This window comes from Photobacterium sanguinicancri (assembly GCF_024346675.1).
Classification (GTDB): Bacteria; Pseudomonadota; Gammaproteobacteria; order Enterobacterales; family Vibrionaceae; genus Photobacterium; species Photobacterium sanguinicancri.
Genome location: NZ_AP024850.1, coordinates 1,251,645 through 1,269,065, shown reverse-complemented (window position 1 = coordinate 1,269,065; position 17,421 = coordinate 1,251,645). Strand labels below are relative to the sequence as shown.

Below are 17,421 nucleotides of genomic sequence, written 5' to 3'. Positions count from 1 at the left end.
AGCCTCTAAGGCTATGATTTTTAAAAATGAAAGGCTACAGAATCTAAGATTCGGTAGCCTTTTTTATTACCTCAATCTATATGATGCTTCCACCCCAACAGCAACTACGTAAGCTTGCCAGACGCCGCTAATAAGGCTTCGATATCTTCCGCGATGGCCTCGCCATTTTGTAGCGTGGTTAGCCATGAGATAGGTATTCCTTTCTCATCACCAAAGCCATAACAAGCTCCTGCAATTGCCCCTACCATCATTGCCCGACCACAACTATCACCTGAAGCTTTAATATTGTTAAGCACCGCTTCTGTATAGCTATCACTGTTTTTTAGTACCCATGCCGCCAACGGTAAGCTATCGCCTAAATGGCAGGCTTGATTAACTATCGTGAGTACATGATTTAAGTCGTTAACATCATCATTCAGTACCCTCACCTGCTCGATTTTTTCTTTTATTGCTTCCGGCGATTTAATCTTAAGTATATTCAAAACAGGATCAATACGACGAGAACGAAGTGCTTCATTCAAGGCACAAGCAAAGGCTTTTGCACACCTGATAGCCACATCATCTTGATGAGTGATACCCACAATCCTGTCGATTTCTTGTTCCAGCTTTTCTGATGGGTATTTTAAGGCGACTAAAGCAGGGATCGCACACAAGGCGGGGTTTTGATCATCGTCACTGCCTGAGTCTTCAGGCCAATCGTCAGGGTCTTGCGATGATAGAGATAAGACTAATGCTTTAGTCGGGCTATCCACATAACCAATGAATTCTCCCCCCGGACCAAAGCATTCTAAAATGTGCTGCTGGATCTGATGAGTACTAATTGCAGGGTTACTTAATAAGCGGACATATAATGCTAACCATTCACCGTAAATAGTCGATTGACCCGCAACGAGTTTATCGTGCGCATAGTAGCTATCAACCCCTTGGTAGTGTTCAGGGTTAGGCTCAATAAAAGGAAAATTAGGAAGAGATAAAAGCGATTTCACTCGCTCGGGGGAATAAATCCAATGGGTACCCATGCTCGCAGCATCTGCTATGAGTGCGCCCATAATCGCTGCATATCGCTGTGCCATGCTGATTTCCTTATAGTCTAGAATAACGATGCCGAAACACTACTATTCTAGACGATCAAAAAAACCTCGCCTAAGCGAGGTTTTTTCGTCAATCAGGTGGGATTAAGCTGCAGCTTTTAGCGGTGTCGCTTTAACTGCTTTTTTCTCACCGACTGGAAGGATTGTGCGGCCGTACTCATTATTTAGTACTTGTGCCATTGCAAAGTAAATTGCACTTGCACCACAGATAATACCTTCAAAACCAGCGATTGTGCCGATCAGTGCGCTACCTGTGAAATCACGAGCTGCAAGAAGGAAGAACAATACTGTTAATGAACCAAATACAAATTGCTTAGCACGTGGGTAGCATAGTGAACCGATAAACATGAAGCCAGTGAAAATGCCCCATAGTAGTAGGTACCAACCCATGAAAGGTGCAGGGCTTGCAGCTAGACCCATTTTTGGCATAACTAGAATACCAACAAGCGTTAACCAAAATAGACCGTAAGAAGTGAATGCTGTTGTACCAAACGTATCACCACGTTTGAAACACATCATGCCTACTAGCACTTGACCAAGACCGCCGTAGAAGATACCCATTGCTAGGATCATTGAATCAATAGGGAAGAAACCCGCGTTGTGGATGTTTAAAAGGATGGTAGTCATACCAAAGCCCATCAAACCTAAAGGCGCTGGGTTAGCTAGTTTTGTAGACATTGAGTTCCCCTACAGGAGTAGTTCAAAAAAAGTAATAAATATTAAAAAATGTGTGCATCTGTAATGCGCGGCGAATTCTAATGGATGATCACGGCAAGATCAATCCAATAAACGTTGAAAAATGCGGCAAAAAGAGAAAAACATTCAACTTTTTTGATTTAAGTAAATATAAAGAGCAATTAACGGCCACCAGCAAATGTTACCAAGTGTAAAAAACGTAATTTTATAGATAAATATGCACCTTTACACTGTGCTCTCTAACGTATCTAGAAATACCAACATCTTGCCACTCATTCAGTCAATACTGTATCTACTGCCGAATCCCAGCCATAAAAAAACCACCCGAAGGTGGTTTTAAACATGTAGAAACTAAAACTACATTTTGCAGATATTATTCAGCAAGCATGCGACGTGCAGCATCAACAACAACTTTGATTGAGCGAGTCTCTGTCGCTTTCAATGTTGCGTGATCTGGGATCTCTTTTTGCGTACGGTTGATGATAACACCCGCAACACAACCAGCACGTAAACCAGAACTTGCACACATAGTTAATAATGTTGCAGATTCCATTTCAAAGTTAAGCACGCCCATTTGCTGCCACTCATCCATAGAGCCTTGGAAACGACGAACAACACGGCCTGTGAATGTATCGTAGCGCTCTTGGCCTGGGTAGAAGGTGTCGCTAGAAGCGGTAACACCAGTGTGTACTGTTGCATTGTCTGCATCACATGCGGCTTTCATTGCTGTTGCAACATTAAAGTCTGCAACTGCTGGGAATTCCATAGGTGCAAAGTGAAGGCTAGCACCATCAAGACGAACTGAACCAGTCGTAACAATCATGTCACCAGGGTTGATGTGTGGCTGGATAGCGCCTGTTGTACCAACACGTAAGAAAGTACGCACACCAAGTTGCGCTAGCTCTTCAACAGCAATCGATGTAGATGGACCACCAATACCTGTCGAACAAATTACGACTGATTTGCCATCAAGTTTCGCGCGAAATACAGTGTACTCACGAGAGCTTGCTAGAAACTCAGGGTTATCCATTAGGTTTGCAATCTTTTCTACGCGAGCAGGATCACCAGGAATGATCGCTAATTCAGCACCGTTAAGATCCGCTTTGTTAACACCTAAATGGAAAACATTATTGTCAGACATATTGATATCCTTTTTCATCGTTATTGCGCTCTAGGTAAGGTAACCAGAGCACTTTAATCATAGGGTACGTTAAGAGTCATACTCAGCGAGTTTCACTCTCAAAAGCATGTTCTTACGATAGCCCATCAAATCACACTTTTTAGTGATAACAGTCACGTTAAGTGAAATCGCTTCGTTTTCATTTCTCACAATAAAGTGACGAAGATCACCTAAAATCGTTTGCGGATGGCAAAGATCACAAAAAAACCGCAGTTACATTTCTGTAATCTGCGGTTTATTTTAGTCAATCAATCACCAATAACGCTGATAATTTAACCAACAAATATCGATTGTTAGTGGCTTTATTTATCCGGATTAAAACGAAGTAACCTTAAAGCATTTAATGTCACGAGTGCTGTCGCGCCACTGTCCGCTAAAACAGCCACCCATAAACCTGTCATACCCAGCAAGGTCGTTACCAAGAAAACACCTTTCAACCCTAAGGCTAACACGATATTTTGGCGAATATTCGCTAAGGTTGCACGTGAAAGCATGATCATGTTCGGCAGTTCAGATACGCGGTTATGTGTTAACGCTGCATCTGCAGTTTCTAACGCCACGTCGGTACCACCGCCCATCGCAATACCAATAGAAGCCGTTTTCATTGCTGGTGCATCATTAATGCCATCACCCACCATGGCAACATTATGTATGTCGTTCATCTCGCGTACTGCAGACACTTTATCTGCTGGTAATAGACCCGCACGGAAGTCGATACCAATATCAGCAGCAATGGCACTTGCTGCTCGTTGGTTATCACCTGTTAACATCACAGCACCAACACCGATGCCTTTTAAGGCTTGAATTGCTTTGGCAGCATCTTCCCGTAAATTATCACGCCATGCGATAACACCAACAGGGACACCATCACGCATTGCAACCACCAGCGTTTTGCCTTGCGCTTCTAGTGCATCAACGGCCTGTTGCTGATCTGCATTAAGTAACACACTCTCAGGTAAGCGATCGGCAGCACACAATAAGATCGTCGTGCCATCGACTTCACCTTGAATCCCCTTGCCCACCAATGCTTCACGGTGTTTCGCTTCAGGAATAGCAATGCCCTTTTGCTCAGCGGCTTTGATTACCGCCATTGCGAGTGGATGAAGCGAGCCAGCTTCGATAGCCGCAGCTTGGCGTAATAATCTTGTTTCATCACCTTCCCAGCTCACCAAATCTGTCATCACTGGCTTACCTTCGGTTAATGTACCGGTTTTATCAAACGCGACCGTTTTAATATGTCCAAGCTGTTCAAGCGCTGCACCACCCTTGATTAATGCACCTCGTTTAGCTGCAGCGGCTAAGCCCGAAGTTATAGCAGCAGGCGTTGAAATAACCAGAGCACACGGACAAGCAATAAGCAGCAAGGTTAAGCCTTTATATAACCACTCATCCCATGACTGACCAAATAACATAGGTGGAATAACAATCACCAAGGCCGCAAGTATTATCATTGCTGGTGTATACCAACGGCTAAACTTATCAAGAAAACGCTCTAACGGTGCTTTACGAGATTCAGCATCTTCAATCAAATGAAGAATACGATCGATAGCATTGTCACCTTGTTCTGATTCAATGGTGACTTGAACAACCTTATCTGCAACCAATGAACCCGCCATGACTTTATCACCCGGTAGGCGCTCGACAGGAACAGACTCACCCGTTAATGCACTTTCATCAAAACTGGCCGCTATATCCAGCACAATACCATCAGCCGGTAAACGTGCACCTGGCGCTACTTCAATTACATCACCTTTCTTTAGGCTATCCACTGCAACTTTCGAACGCTCACCGTTAGGTTTTACAATCGTCGCTTCTTCAGGCACAAGATCCATTAGCGCTTTCACACCGCTTCGGGCACGAGAAGCAGCATAGCCTTCAAGCTGTTCACCTAATAAGAAGAGTAATAACACCATTGCAGCTTCAGCGGTTTCGCCCAAATAAAGCGCACCGAGTGCCGCAATAGACATCAAGGTTTCGATAGAGAATGGAGAACCTGTTTTCGCTAAGCTAATCGCCTTTTTCAGGATCGGGATTAATCCCAACATTGTGGTAATAGAAAAAGCAATCAAGCCATAAAATTCAGACTGACTATCGATCGCAAATGAAGCGGCCATCATTAATGCAATCGCAATCACTGGGAAATGTTGCTGAATAAAACTAGGCTGTTCCTCTTTGGCCGAGGATTTAGAACCGACTAAGCGAAAACCGACTTCTTTGGCTTTGGCTTCAATTTTATCCGCCATTGGAGACGCGCTGCTTACCACTAGCTTTTCAGTGGCAAACATCACTTTGGCTTGCTCGACACCAGCAAGACTTGTAACCGCTTTTTCAAGTTTAGCGGCACAGCTTGGGCAATCCATCCCTAAAATATTCCAACGCTGTGTGTGCCCTGACTCCTTAGCGATTCCAGCCTCAAAGCTTTCATCATTCAGCACACTTTCATTCGCTGAACATTGCCCAGCACTACAGCAACCAGAGGCGTCACTGTTTTGTTGCGTTTCTGTCTTATGATTCTGTGACAATTCAGTCGTATGGCTATGTTGTTCTGTTGAACGAGAATGTGCATTTAACGCTGAGGACGAGTCCGCATGTTCAACTGCTGTGAACACTTTAAATTTAGCCATCGATTTACCTGCCGAAGATAGAGAAGTTATGGAGCCTGAAGAGGCTACATCGCCACCATCATCGCCATCAGTTGAATCAGAAGAACCACAACAACTTGCAGAGCTGTCCGTTGTTGTCGTACAACAATCAGTTACGGCGGCACTTTCAACTTTCACTGTGGTTGCATTACCCGCCGTTGCTTTCGTTGTGTGAATATGAGTTTTTTTACTGTTGCATTGAGCACACATAGCGCATCTCCTTAATGCTTTCATACCGTAATAAACAATGCTGACGGTATGAATGACTGTTCTGGCAATAAATATAAACCTTGGAGCTAAGTCTAAGGTCAAGCTGCAAACAATAAAAAAGCCAAAACTTTTCAGTTTTGGCTTTTAGCTGTAGGTGAGTAAATCTGGTTGAGTAAATCTACAAACAGCGTAGCGTATTCGCTAACAGTTTAATACGCGGCTCAATTGAGTCGATCAGAAGGTATTCTTTGTCACTGTGAAAACCTGCGCCCATAGGGCCAAAACCATCAAGTGTTGGCGTGCCAAGCGCTGCGGTGAAGTTACCATCAGAACCACCGCCCGCATCTTCCCACCCATAAACAATGTTCAGTTTCTCTGCTTCTTCACTTACAAGCTTGATCAGGGCTTCTGTGTAATCTGAAGGCTGCATAGATGGTTTAAAGGTAACGCGATTAACCGTCACACTCGCACCAGCTTCAAACGGCGTTTCAGCCATGGCTAATAGCTTCTCGTGGATCGCCTCTGCTTCATCAGTGTTCCAGAAACGCAGGTCAACCGTCGCTTTTGCGTAATCTGGCACGACATTGACAGCCATACCACCTTCAATGACACCCACATTCATCGTGGTGCCCGTTTCAAGGTTAACCATGCCTTTAATCGCTAATGACCAATGGCTAAGTTCATAAATTGCATTCACGCCTTCAGCCAATGCAGAGCCAGCATGGGAAGCGACACCGTGGAATTCAATTTCGTACTTAGCATTACCCTTACGCGAACGGATCAAGTTACCTGTCGGGCGCGATGCCTCACAAACAAGCACTTGGCGGCTCTTACGTGCAAAACCTTCAAGCCACTCACGCGAATAGATAGAACCAATTTCTTCATCGCAGTTTAAGACAACTACAATTGCAAGGCGGGAACGTTCATCGTCAGTTAGCGCTTGTAATGCATAAAGTGCGCTCAGAATGCCTGACTTCATATCTGTCGCGCCGGGGCCATAGACTTTTTCTTGATCAAAAGTCATCGGGCGCTCAGCAACAGTACCGACTGGAAATACCGTGTCCATATGGCCACTTAGCATCACATCATAATGCTCTGCGTCGGGTTTATTAGTAATAGCCAAACATGGCCCAGACTCTGGGTGGGGTTGATGACGAGTAACGGTAAAACCAATAGCTTCAAACATAGGGGTAAGCACATCTGCTACTTTCGCAATCCCCTCTGGGGTGTGGCTACCACAATCAATATTGACCAATTGTGCTAATTGCTCAAGGTACGTATTCAGCGAAAAACTCTGAGTCATCGCGTTCTCCTTTAACGACATAGAGACTGTCTTTACAACAATATGAGCTGGCATAGTGGCAGAGCACAGCAGGATAAACCCTGATTTATATCATTTTTTGAATGACCGAAATAAATCCGATTTAAATTTAATTTAAAATCATGAAGTTAAAAACAAAACAACGAAAATTCATAATTTCTTTGAACTAAGTCGATAAATGCCAGTCATATATAGTGACATTAAGATTGACGATATATGAATTGTTCGCAGGCCGCCAACACGCATTATCCTCTTCAATCGACAATGCCACTGCTGCTTAAACTCCTAATTGTGTAAATAGAGCTTCGCCCACTCATTGTTAGTGGGCTTTTTTTTGCCCCAAATTCACCAGACGTCAACATACTGATTTTTAAAGGGGTTTAATTTTATTTAATCTTTTTTTGAATTTCTTTGAACCTTTATGAAAACAGCCAGTCTGAATATATGACATTCAAATTAATGGTGATGAAAAAAGAGTGTTTTCATCATTAAACATTGATGCCACTGCTGCTAAAACTCCTTATTTTGTGTAAATGATTTATACCGTTTGGTAATCCCGCTGAAGGTTCAGCGGGATTTTTTTATGTGCCAAACTTGAAAAAGTTCCGTTCACCGTTAAAAACGCATCGAAGCATTAAAATAACACTTTTTTGAAATTAATTTGAACCAACCTGATTTCGTAAAGTCATACTATATAGATTGAGATTAACTTTTTACCCACTGACTGATTTATTAATATGTTATTTCGTTCTGGGTAAGTGCTACTGAGTCCTTATGCATTTAATCTTAAACTGCCACTGCTGCTTAAACTCCTAATTTTTTGGATATTCACGCTGAGCCTTTTTGCTCAGCGTTTTTTTATCTCAAAATTAGCACTTGGCATCATCTAATTCAGGGACTATCGCTAATAAGTCGTCTTGATCCAACACCAGATTTAGTTGATCACAACTAAACGACGCATCAATTTTCTTTGCACTACCACCTTCGTTATCACTAAATTCAGGTATAGCTAACCCCACTTTTTTTGCCATCGTAGTGTAATACTCTGATCGTGAAGGGTGCTGACTTGAAGCTAAGTGGAAAACATTCTGTTTAGGCTGAGCAGTAATAATCGCAGTAATTGCTCTAATACAATCATACTTATGAATAAGATTAACTGGAGCCCCTCCTTGCTGAATACCTTTACGCCCTGATAAAAATTTAATCGGATGCCTATTTGGACCAAACAAGCCAGCTAACCTGAGAATGGTAACCCGATCACTCCACGATGCTATCAAGCCTTGCTCTATCTCATAATGAGCTTTACCCGACTCAGTAATCGGGTCAGGTGTTGTCACTTCTGTTATTACACCTTTCACATCACCATAAACCGCGGTCGTACTAATAAAGACAAGTTGCTGGACTCCTCGCCTCTTTGCCTCACCACATAAGGTTAACATCGTGCTGGCGTACTGCATGGACAGTGCTGTTTGACGACCAGGAGGAACATTCAGCACCATCACATCACAATCAAAAAAATCACTCACAACTGGCAGTTGTTCGTTAGTTAGCGGCAAGATCAGTGGAAAACCACGAATGCCTTCATCACAGAGTGCCTGAGCTGCCGCTTCAGTCCGCTTGGTTCCCTGCACCGTAAACCCAGCTTTCTTTAGGTGACGTGCCAACGGTAATCCTAACCAACCACACCCACAAATACTGACTTTCATGCTATTTCCTTTCAGTCTGTAATAAACATTATTTCCGCACCATTTATTTCAAGCTGTAAATTAATTCCCATAATATGAAATTAAATAACAGAATAAGTGCCAAACTGCGCGTATTTTTGATGATTTTACGCATTTTATTTTCAATTCTGAAAGGGAAAACTCGATCCCTGTCAAATTATAATAAAAAGGAATGACGATATTGATCGATTCACTAGGAGTAACAATCACAGAGGTAGTATAGTTTCACTATATTGGCTAACTATGTAGTCTTTTGAAATTCAGTAACGAAGCGCGGTAATCTCGATGAATACCCTAGAAAAAATTCAGAAAAATTTAGATAACTTCAGTAAGTCTGAACGTAAAGTTGCAGAAGTTATCATTGCTTCCCCGCAAACAGCTATTCACTCTAGCATTGCAACATTGGCTAAAATGGCTGATGTGAGTGAACCAACGGTAAACCGCTTTTGTCGCCGATTAGACACGAAAGGCTTTCCCGATTTTAAATTGCATTTAGCACAGAGCCTTGCAAATGGTACACCTTATGTGAACCGCAATGTTGAAGAAAATGATGGCCCTGACGCTTACACGTCAAAAATCTTCGAATCAACGATGGCTTGTCTAGATGTAGCAAAAAATAGCCTAGAACCTTTGCAAGTAAATCGCGCGGTTGATCTACTTACTCAGGCAAAGAAAATCTCGTTTTTTGGTCTTGGCGCATCAGCTTCTGTTGCACATGATGCACAGAACAAGTTTTTCCGCTTTAACATCCCGGTCGTTTGTTTTGACGATATCGTGATGCAACGTATGAGTGTGATTAACTGCAGTGATGGTGATGTCGTGGTGGTTATCTCTCACACGGGTCGTACTAAGAGCTTGGTTGAGATCGCTCGCATGGCACGTGAAAACGGTGCCACTGTTATTGGTATCACCGAAAAAGATTCACCGTTAGATAATGAGTGCTCACTGTCTATCTGCTTGGATGTACCTGAAGACACGGATATTTATATGCCAATGGCGAGCCGCGTCGTTCAAATGACAGTTATCGATGTACTAGCAACGGGCTTTACACTGCGCCGTGGCGCTGGTTTTCGTGAGAATTTAAAGCGAGTGAAAGACTCTCTGAAAGACTCCCGTTTCTCTAAACAAGATCTTATCTAAGATACGATTAAAACCAGTCGCACCGTACCGAAAGGCATGAATTTATATTCATGCCTTTTTTTGTTTTCTTATACTTCCCTTGCCTATACAGCATAAATCCGCACTCACATTCATTTTTATTTCACCTATTACATGTATATTTCTTACAGTTTATTGATGAATAACAACGATCATTTCCCTCATCATGTAGTAATATTTCAAACAGATAATAGATTCAACTGGCCCGTTCCTAACCAGCCTATTATTATTTATGAATCATAAATGGAGTTCCCAATGTCTGAAAGACTAAGACGCACTAAAATCGTTACTACTCTGGGTCCAGCGACCGATCGTGATAACAATCTTGAAAAGATTATCGCAGCTGGCGCTAACGTTGTTCGTATGAATTTCTCCCATGGTAGCCCTGAAGACCATATCAAACGTACCAAAGAAGTCCGTGAAATTGCCGCTAAACTTGGCAAGCACGTTGCTATTCTTGGTGACTTGCAAGGTCCTAAAATTCGTGTCTCAACGTTTAAAGACAACAAAATTCAACTCGCTATTGGTGACAAATTCACACTTGATAGCGATCTGCCAAAAGGCGAAGGTCATCAAGACGCCGTTGGTCTTGATTACAAAGAGCTGCCAAAAGATGTAACGACTGGTGATGTGCTATTACTTGACGATGGCCGCGTGCAACTGCGTGTTGTCGCTGTTGAAGGTAATAAAGTTCACACTGAAGTCACTGTTGGAGGCCCTTTATCAAACAATAAAGGCATCAACAAACAAGGTGGCGGCCTATCAGCCGAAGCACTGACTGATAAAGATAAAGCAGACATCTTAACCGCGGCTGCAATGAAAGTTGATTACCTTGCTGTTTCGTTCCCGCGTAACGGCGAAGATATGAAGTACGCACGCCGTCTAGCCGTTGATGCAGGCCTTGAAGCTAAACTAGTTGCTAAAGTTGAACGTGCAGAGTCTGTAGCATCGACAGAAGCAATGGACGACATCATCCTTGCATCTGACGTTGTGATGGTTGCTCGTGGTGATCTTGGTGTTGAAATTGGTGACCCTGAGCTTGTTGGTGTTCAAAAGAAACTGATCCGTCGTGCACGCAGTCTAAACCGTACGGTTATTACTGCGACACAAATGATGGAATCAATGATCACTAGCCCAATGCCAACTCGTGCAGAAGTCATGGACGTAGCAAATGCGGTTCTTGATGGTACAGATGCAGTAATGCTATCAGCTGAAACAGCTGCAGGTGACTTCCCTGTTGAAACAGTAACAGCAATGGCAAGTGTCTGTCTGGGTGCTGAAAAAGAGCCAAGCATCAATGTTTCAAACCACCGTCTAGCACGTACGTTTGAATCTCCAGAAGAAACGATTGCAATGTCTACCATGTACGCAGCTAACCACATGGAAGGCGTTAAAGCGATGGTAACAATGACTGAATCTGGTCGTACACCGCTAATGATGTCTCGTATCTCATCTGGTTTACCGGTTTTCGCTATGTCACGTAACGAAAGCACGCTAAACCGAGCTGCACTATTCCGTGGTGTAACACCGATCTTCTTCGATCGTGAAAGCGATGCAGGCCTAGACGCAGCTAAACACGCAGTAGCTGTGCTAAAAGAACAACACTACCTAGCAACGGGTGATCTCGTGATCATCACTCAAGGTGATGTTATGGATACCGTTGGTTCAACCAACAACATGCGTATCCTTACTGTTGAGTAATACGCGCTGCTAGCAATTGCACCGTTAAAAATGCCAAAGGGCTTGCACTGCGCAAGCCCTTTTTATACTTTCTACAAAATATGGTCACAAGGTCACGTTGAAACCGGCGGTGATAGATACGCACCCAATGATTACAATATGGCAATCTCTGCGATCACAACACTTTCCAGTTCGGGTTGATTTTTGATGTAAGGATGTGGTCTTCCCACGCTCCATTAATCAATAAATAGTCTTTCGCATAGCCTTCTTTTTCAAAGCCTAACGACGATAGTACCTTGGCACTTCTGTCATTACGTGGCATATAACCCGCCATCACCCGATGGAAATTATGCTCTTCAAATATCCATTGCACTGTTGCAGCCACAGCACGACGCATAATGCCGAGCCCTAGAGAGTGTTCAGCAAGTGAATAGCCAACATGGCAAGCATGAAAAGGATGCTTCACTAAATTACTAAAATTGACAACACCACAAATTTCTTCGCTTCCTGCTTTGAAGATAATGAAATAATAAGCAAGGTGGTGCTTCTGTAGTTCAGTCAGTTGAATTAAGCGCTTTTCCCAGCCCTCTAACGTGTAGAAATGCTCTTCCCGTAAAGGTTCCCAAGGTTGAAGGTAAGCTCGGTTTTTTTGGTAATAAGCTGTAATCAGTTCCGCATCTTTGTTACCAATTAGACGAATTTTCAGATCATCAACTGCTAAATTTGATGAACGGTTTATAATAGAATTAAACAAATTAGTCCCTTAAGCCGTAACTATGTATTTCGACTATCTTGATACTGATATTGGTAGAATTTTCTTGCTGGCAGACTCACAAGGTCTCCGCCAACTCACCATTTGCAGCCCTGGTTTCAGTCCCGACAAGCGTTGGGAGCATGAGCCAACAAAAATGCAGCCTTATACTCATGAGTTAACTGAGTATTTTGAAGGTAAACGGAAAAAATTCACGTTTTCGATTGCCCCACAAGGTACAGATTTTCAAATTAAAGTATGGCAAGCACTGCGCCATATTCCGTTTAATCACCAGCAGACCTACCAGCAGATAGCCCAACGTATTGGGTTACCCCATGCCGCCAGTGCTGTCGGCATGGCGAGAAATGTAAACCCGATTCCCATCGTCATCCCCTGCCACCGTGTTGAGAAAAATATTTCGTCTCGCTATCACTTCGGTGATGACGTTATTCAGCAATTACACGCGCTTGAAACAGGGCAACTTGCCTTAATTTCTGCACATAAGTCGCAGAGGTGATGCTAAGCAGCCGCCCTTCAGCGCGGCTACTTATTAATTTGATACTCACGTAGCTTATTGGCAACAGCGGTATGGGAAACCCCAAGCCTTTTCGCTAATTTACGCGTCGATGGATAACTGCGGTATAAGTTGGTAAGAATACCTGACTCATACCTTTTCATAATGTCATCTAATGACCCATCAAGAATTTCATCACTAATAATACTGGTTGTTTCATTTTCAGGTAATTGAATATCTTCAATTTCTAGCTCACCACCATCAACCTGTGTCATGGCACGGAACAACACGTTTCTTAGCTGACGGATATTACCTGGCCACGCATATTGGCTTAGGTATTGGGCCAATTTATCGGGAATACTCGGTTTAGGTTGCTGAAGTTCTTGAGCAAATTGTGATAGAAATAAATCGGCTAACGGTACGATATCTGCGGTACGTTCACGCAGCGGTGGCACGACTAACGCCAGAACATTTAAACGATAATATAAATCTTCACGGAACTGCCCAGCAGTGATCAAATCAGGCAACTTCTTTTGTGTTGAGCAAATAACACGCAAATCAACTTTGATTTCATGCTCTTCACCCACACGCCGGAAAGTACCATCTTGTAAAAAGCGCAATAGCTTAATTTGAAGGTGAGCCGACATTTCACCGATTTCGTACAAGAAAACAGTGCCACCATCCGCTTGTTCAAATATCCCTTTTTTACTTGGCTCTGTCGCACTGCCTGCAAAACCAAATAACTCGGTTTCTGCAGCATTATCTGGCATCGATACACAGTTCACGACCATGAATGGCTGATCACGCCTAACAGACCGCTGGTGACAGGCACGCGCTAGCATTTCTTTACCAGTTCCTGTTTCACCTTGGATCAACAACGGTGCATCAAGCAATGCGAGCTTTTTAGCCTGCGACAGTAAATGTTTAAAGCGCGATGACTGACCGATGAGGTGTTCAAAACCGTTATCGCCGCTGATTTTACGCATGGCAATCGGCATTTTAGCTTCAGATAACGATTTAAGCAGTACTACAGCACTGGCCATGACTGACTCTTCATTATCGTCTGCCACAAACACAGGCATAATTTCCATCATGTAATCTAAGCCTGAAATCACAGCCATTTCACTGCGGTGCTCTCCAGCTTGATTTTCTAACCACTGCTGAAAGTTAAAGCCCAGAATCGTTTGGATAGTCTCGCCTAAAATCTCTTCTCTCGGTTTACCAATCAAGCGTTCAGCGGATTCATTGGCGAGATCAATTTTACCGTGCAGGTTAATAGAGAAAACAGGATCAGGCAGAGTTTCCAATAGGGCACTTAGCTCTTTATGCTCTCGTTCACTGGGCATGAACTGAATTTTTCGCACATCTGTCACGCCATCAAGTTGGCGTATTTGTGACATCAATTGACTGAATAGATCAAATTCAATCTCAGGACAATTCAAATAAATAATACCGATGCGATCAATTTCAATTCCACGAAGATCGATTTGTTGGTTGGTCAGAATATCCAGTAATTCACGGGTTATTCCTAAACGATCTTCACAAAAGACTTGTAGCCTCATATTTTCCACTCCAGAAGTGTCAACTTTTCCTGACAGTTGAAGTGTGCGTTGATGCGCAATTTGAGTCAAGTAGTGCCTGATACCCAAGACAAAATATCTGTTTAAATGTGCTCAAGATCAGCTAAGCGCATCAAAATTAGACTGAGTTTATGTTGTAGTCACATTATCGAATTTATCGATTCAGCGAGCATGACACTAACATCGACTTAAAAGTAAGCGAGGGGGGAGATAAGCTTAAAATAAAGGCAACAAAACGTTGCCTTTTTCTGCGATATATTGGAAAGCGTTAAACAAGCTGGTAGTTACGACTCATCTTGCTTTTTGGTTAATTGAGACAATAAATCACGGCGAATTTCACCCAACTTAGGTTGAGTTCCCTCTTGCCATGGTAATGGACGCATTATTGCCATTGCTTTTAAGCCTAACCTTGCAGTCAGCAATCCAACACCGACACCCTGTGCCACACGGGTAGATACACGACCTGCAATGTCCATCGACAACATATTCATGCCTGTATCAGCAACGACTTCGCTCGCCCCCGCTAACGCCATATTAGCGAGTACCAGTTTCACCAAACGAATGCGAGACCAGTAACCCAGTTCAACCCCGTAGACTACCGAGATTTGCTCGATCAATCTGAAGTTGCGCCAAGCCACCAGCAGCATATCTGCAATCGCCAGAGGGCTTAGTGCCACCATGAGTGCCGCTTCGCTTGAATATTTGCTCACCAAGCGTCGCGCCAACTTATCCTGTTGTGACATAACCATTTGATCATAAAGTACAATCACTTCACGGTCATTATGCGTTGCCGCTAATGATTGTTGCCAGCGATCATAACCCGCATGTTCATTATGAATCCCGCTTTGTTTAGCCAGTTTGGTACAGAATGCTTTACCCTGCCCCATACCATCAGTATCCAATAATGCTTGAGCTTGATCGCGTTCACTTTGTCGCTGTTTTAAGCGACGTAACTTAAACAATTCGCGCCCTAAAGCTGTGATCCCCATAGTGGCGATTGCCGCAGTAATGCCGCTCCACCCCAATGCTAGCCAGTCACCGCCTTGGTAAGCAGTAACCACATAATCGACTGTTTGCCAGCCCACCATCGCAGCACCAGCAACCAATAGGCCTTTAAACCAGCCACTGCCTTTCTTTGGTTTAGCTAGACTTCTTTCTAAATCATTTTCAAGGTCTGTTTCTGCATCAGTATTCGATGTTGTTTCAGGTAAAAAGGTATCGTCACCCGCAAACTTGAGTTGCGTGTTTAGCTCAAGATCAGGCTCCGCCTCTTTTGGCTCATCAAATACCACTTTTCTTTTTAATTCTTGAGGTTGTTGGCTCATTTTAATTTGTCCCCCAATAAATATTCCAATGCCTTATCCATACGGATATGTGGCAATGGTTCATCACTTTGTTGTGCTAATGGCCTGAAGTTCACAAAATCAAACCCGTTTTGTTCCCAATAGGTGTCATTGGGTAAGCGGCGCGGCACTTCTCCTGGATAAATCGTTTGTGGCTGATCATCCATGTCATTCCCACGTAATGCGGGCATCTGCTGGCCGTGATAGGACACAAAGCCAGGCTCTGTTGCTTGAATAGACGATAGACTCACACAATCCATTTTTATGCCTTCAAACGACGCTGTCTGCCATGCTTCATTGACCATCTGTTGCAGTAAACTCACTAAGTTAGGGTGCTGCTCTGGCGTTACATGATCAGCTTTGGTCGCCGCAAACAAGACTTTATCAATCCGTGGCGAAAACAAACGGCGCATTAAAGAACTTCGGCCATATTTAAAACTTTGCATCAATTGATCGAGGGCTTGACGCATATCGTTAAACGATTCTGGACCGGTATTTAATGGCGCTAAGCAATCCACCAAGATAATTTGGCGATCAAACTTTGAGAAATGATCGCGGTAAAAGGCTTTCACGACATGTTGCTGATAATACTTATAGCGCTGTTCTAACATGGCAAAATTACTGTGTTCATCAGCCTGAGCTAACTCAGCTTCACTGTGATGTTTAAGCCATGCAAAAGGGAAAAACTGTAATACAGGTGCACCCGCTAATTCACCTGGTAATACAAAACGACCAGGCTGTACCCAATGCAATCCCCCTTCCGATTTACACGCGTAGAGGTAATCTGTGAAGGCTTTAGAAATGGCTTCTATTTGCGCTTCGTCAGCAGGTGCAAAAGGGTCCAATTCTGCACCTAAAGCTAACCACTTCTGAGCAAGAGCTTCACGCTGCCCTTTCATTAATTTGGCTTGTTGTGCTGACCACTCCGTAAAGCTCATATCAAGCAGCGGTAAATCCAGCAGCCACTCTCCTGGGTAATCAACAATATCTAAGTATAAAGTTGCAGTATCTTGCAGCAGTTTCATTGGCCCTTTTTGCGGTTTATAGCGCAATGCTAACCGTGTTTGGCTCACATCTTTAGTGGGCTCAGGCCATGCTGACGGTGTAGCAAGAAGAGAGTTCATCCCTTCATCGTAAGCAAACTTAGGCACGTGTAAATCAAGCTGTGGTACACGCTTTGCACCTAGTAAGTGCCCATCACGTACTGCCGTAAATAGCGGCAAGCGTGGGTTAGTACTGACATGCATCAACTGATTAATTAACGAGGTGATAAATGCTGTTTTACCCGCACGAGATAACCCAGTGACAGCCAAACGAACATGGCGATCAAGGCTGCGGTTCACCAATTTATTAAATTCATTACCAATTCGGTTCATAGCAATTCCTGCGAAAAAAACATAAGCATAAAAATGAACGTCAAAAATCGTTACCAGCCTATGTTAGCCACTTTACTGTAGTGAAAATTAACCTTGGATGAATAAACCTATTCACTGAAACTAAAGTATAAATGCAGCGTTAATAAGTAAAAGCA

13 protein-coding genes are annotated in these 17,421 nt (G+C 43.3%); 3 read left to right on the top strand and 10 right to left on the bottom strand.

Annotated elements, in window-relative coordinates:
* Positions 1–104: 104 nt before the first annotated feature.
* The 6 genes from OCU87_RS06165 to OCU87_RS06140 form a co-directional block, all read right to left on the bottom strand.
* Positions 105–1,073, bottom strand: coding sequence for an ADP-ribosylglycohydrolase family protein (locus OCU87_RS06165; protein ID WP_261858011.1), 969 nt, complete (start codon positions 1,071–1,073; stop codon positions 105–107).
* Positions 1,074–1,175: 102 nt separating this feature from the next.
* A complete protein-coding gene (locus OCU87_RS06160; RefSeq protein ID WP_094958405.1) occupies positions 1,176–1,769 on the bottom strand; it encodes an acetate uptake transporter in 594 nt (197 codons plus the stop codon).
* Between the two features lie 391 nt (positions 1,770–2,160).
* Positions 2,161–2,928, bottom strand: a complete 768-nt coding sequence (udp, locus tag OCU87_RS06155; protein ID WP_261858010.1) for a uridine phosphorylase — start codon at positions 2,926–2,928, stop codon at positions 2,161–2,163.
* Between the two features lie 341 nt (positions 2,929–3,269).
* Positions 3,270–5,819: a zinc/cadmium/mercury/lead-transporting ATPase gene (locus OCU87_RS06150; RefSeq protein WP_261858009.1), complete on the bottom strand. Its 2,550-nt coding sequence runs from the start codon at positions 5,817–5,819 to the stop codon at positions 3,270–3,272.
* A gap of 178 nt (positions 5,820–5,997) precedes the next feature.
* Positions 5,998–7,122 (bottom strand): M20 family metallopeptidase, encoded by a 1,125-nt coding sequence (locus tag OCU87_RS06145; RefSeq protein ID WP_261858008.1) that lies wholly within the window; start codon positions 7,120–7,122, stop codon positions 5,998–6,000.
* Positions 7,123–8,009: 887 nt separating this feature from the next.
* Positions 8,010–8,846 (bottom strand): SDR family oxidoreductase, encoded by an 837-nt coding sequence (locus OCU87_RS06140; RefSeq protein ID WP_261858007.1) that lies wholly within the window; start codon positions 8,844–8,846, stop codon positions 8,010–8,012.
* A 303-nt stretch (positions 8,847–9,149) separates the two neighbouring features.
* On the opposite strand from OCU87_RS06140, the gene OCU87_RS06135 reads away from it, so the two are divergent.
* Both OCU87_RS06135 and pyk read left to right on the top strand, forming a co-directional pair.
* On the top strand, positions 9,150–10,004 hold the full coding sequence (locus OCU87_RS06135) for a MurR/RpiR family transcriptional regulator (protein ID WP_062688656.1): 855 nt from the start codon (positions 9,150–9,152) through the stop codon (positions 10,002–10,004).
* A 273-nt stretch (positions 10,005–10,277) separates the two neighbouring features.
* Positions 10,278–11,723 carry a pyruvate kinase gene (gene pyk / locus OCU87_RS06130; protein ID WP_094957371.1) on the top strand — a complete coding sequence of 482 codons (1,446 nt, stop codon included), beginning with the start codon at positions 10,278–10,280 and terminating at the stop codon, positions 11,721–11,723.
* 154 nt (positions 11,724–11,877) lie between these two features.
* Here the strand turns inward: pyk and rimJ are convergent, their stop codons facing one another.
* A complete protein-coding gene (rimJ, locus tag OCU87_RS06125; RefSeq protein ID WP_261858006.1) occupies positions 11,878–12,456 on the bottom strand; it encodes a ribosomal protein S5-alanine N-acetyltransferase in 579 nt (192 codons plus the stop codon).
* Between the two features lie 22 nt (positions 12,457–12,478).
* Here rimJ and OCU87_RS06120 point away from each other — a divergent pair, with 22 nt between their 5' ends.
* Positions 12,479–12,970, top strand: a complete 492-nt coding sequence (locus OCU87_RS06120; RefSeq protein ID WP_062688651.1) for a methylated-DNA--[protein]-cysteine S-methyltransferase — start codon at positions 12,479–12,481, stop codon at positions 12,968–12,970.
* Between the two features lie 26 nt (positions 12,971–12,996).
* Here OCU87_RS06120 and tyrR read toward each other — a convergent pair whose 3' ends face one another.
* From tyrR to OCU87_RS06105, 3 genes are all read right to left on the bottom strand, one after another.
* Complete coding sequence (tyrR, locus tag OCU87_RS06115; RefSeq protein WP_261858005.1) at positions 12,997–14,529, bottom strand: transcriptional regulator TyrR; 1,533 nt, start codon at positions 14,527–14,529, stop codon at positions 12,997–12,999.
* A gap of 302 nt (positions 14,530–14,831) precedes the next feature.
* Complete coding sequence (locus tag OCU87_RS06110) at positions 14,832–15,872, bottom strand: YcjF family protein (protein ID WP_261858004.1); 1,041 nt, start codon at positions 15,870–15,872, stop codon at positions 14,832–14,834.
* Entirely contained in the window at positions 15,869–17,266 is a 1,398-nt protein-coding gene (locus OCU87_RS06105; protein ID WP_261858003.1) for a YcjX family GTP-binding protein, read from the bottom strand. The genes OCU87_RS06110 and OCU87_RS06105 overlap by 4 nt, the downstream gene beginning before the upstream one ends.
* Between the last annotated feature and the right edge of the window lie 155 nt (positions 17,267–17,421).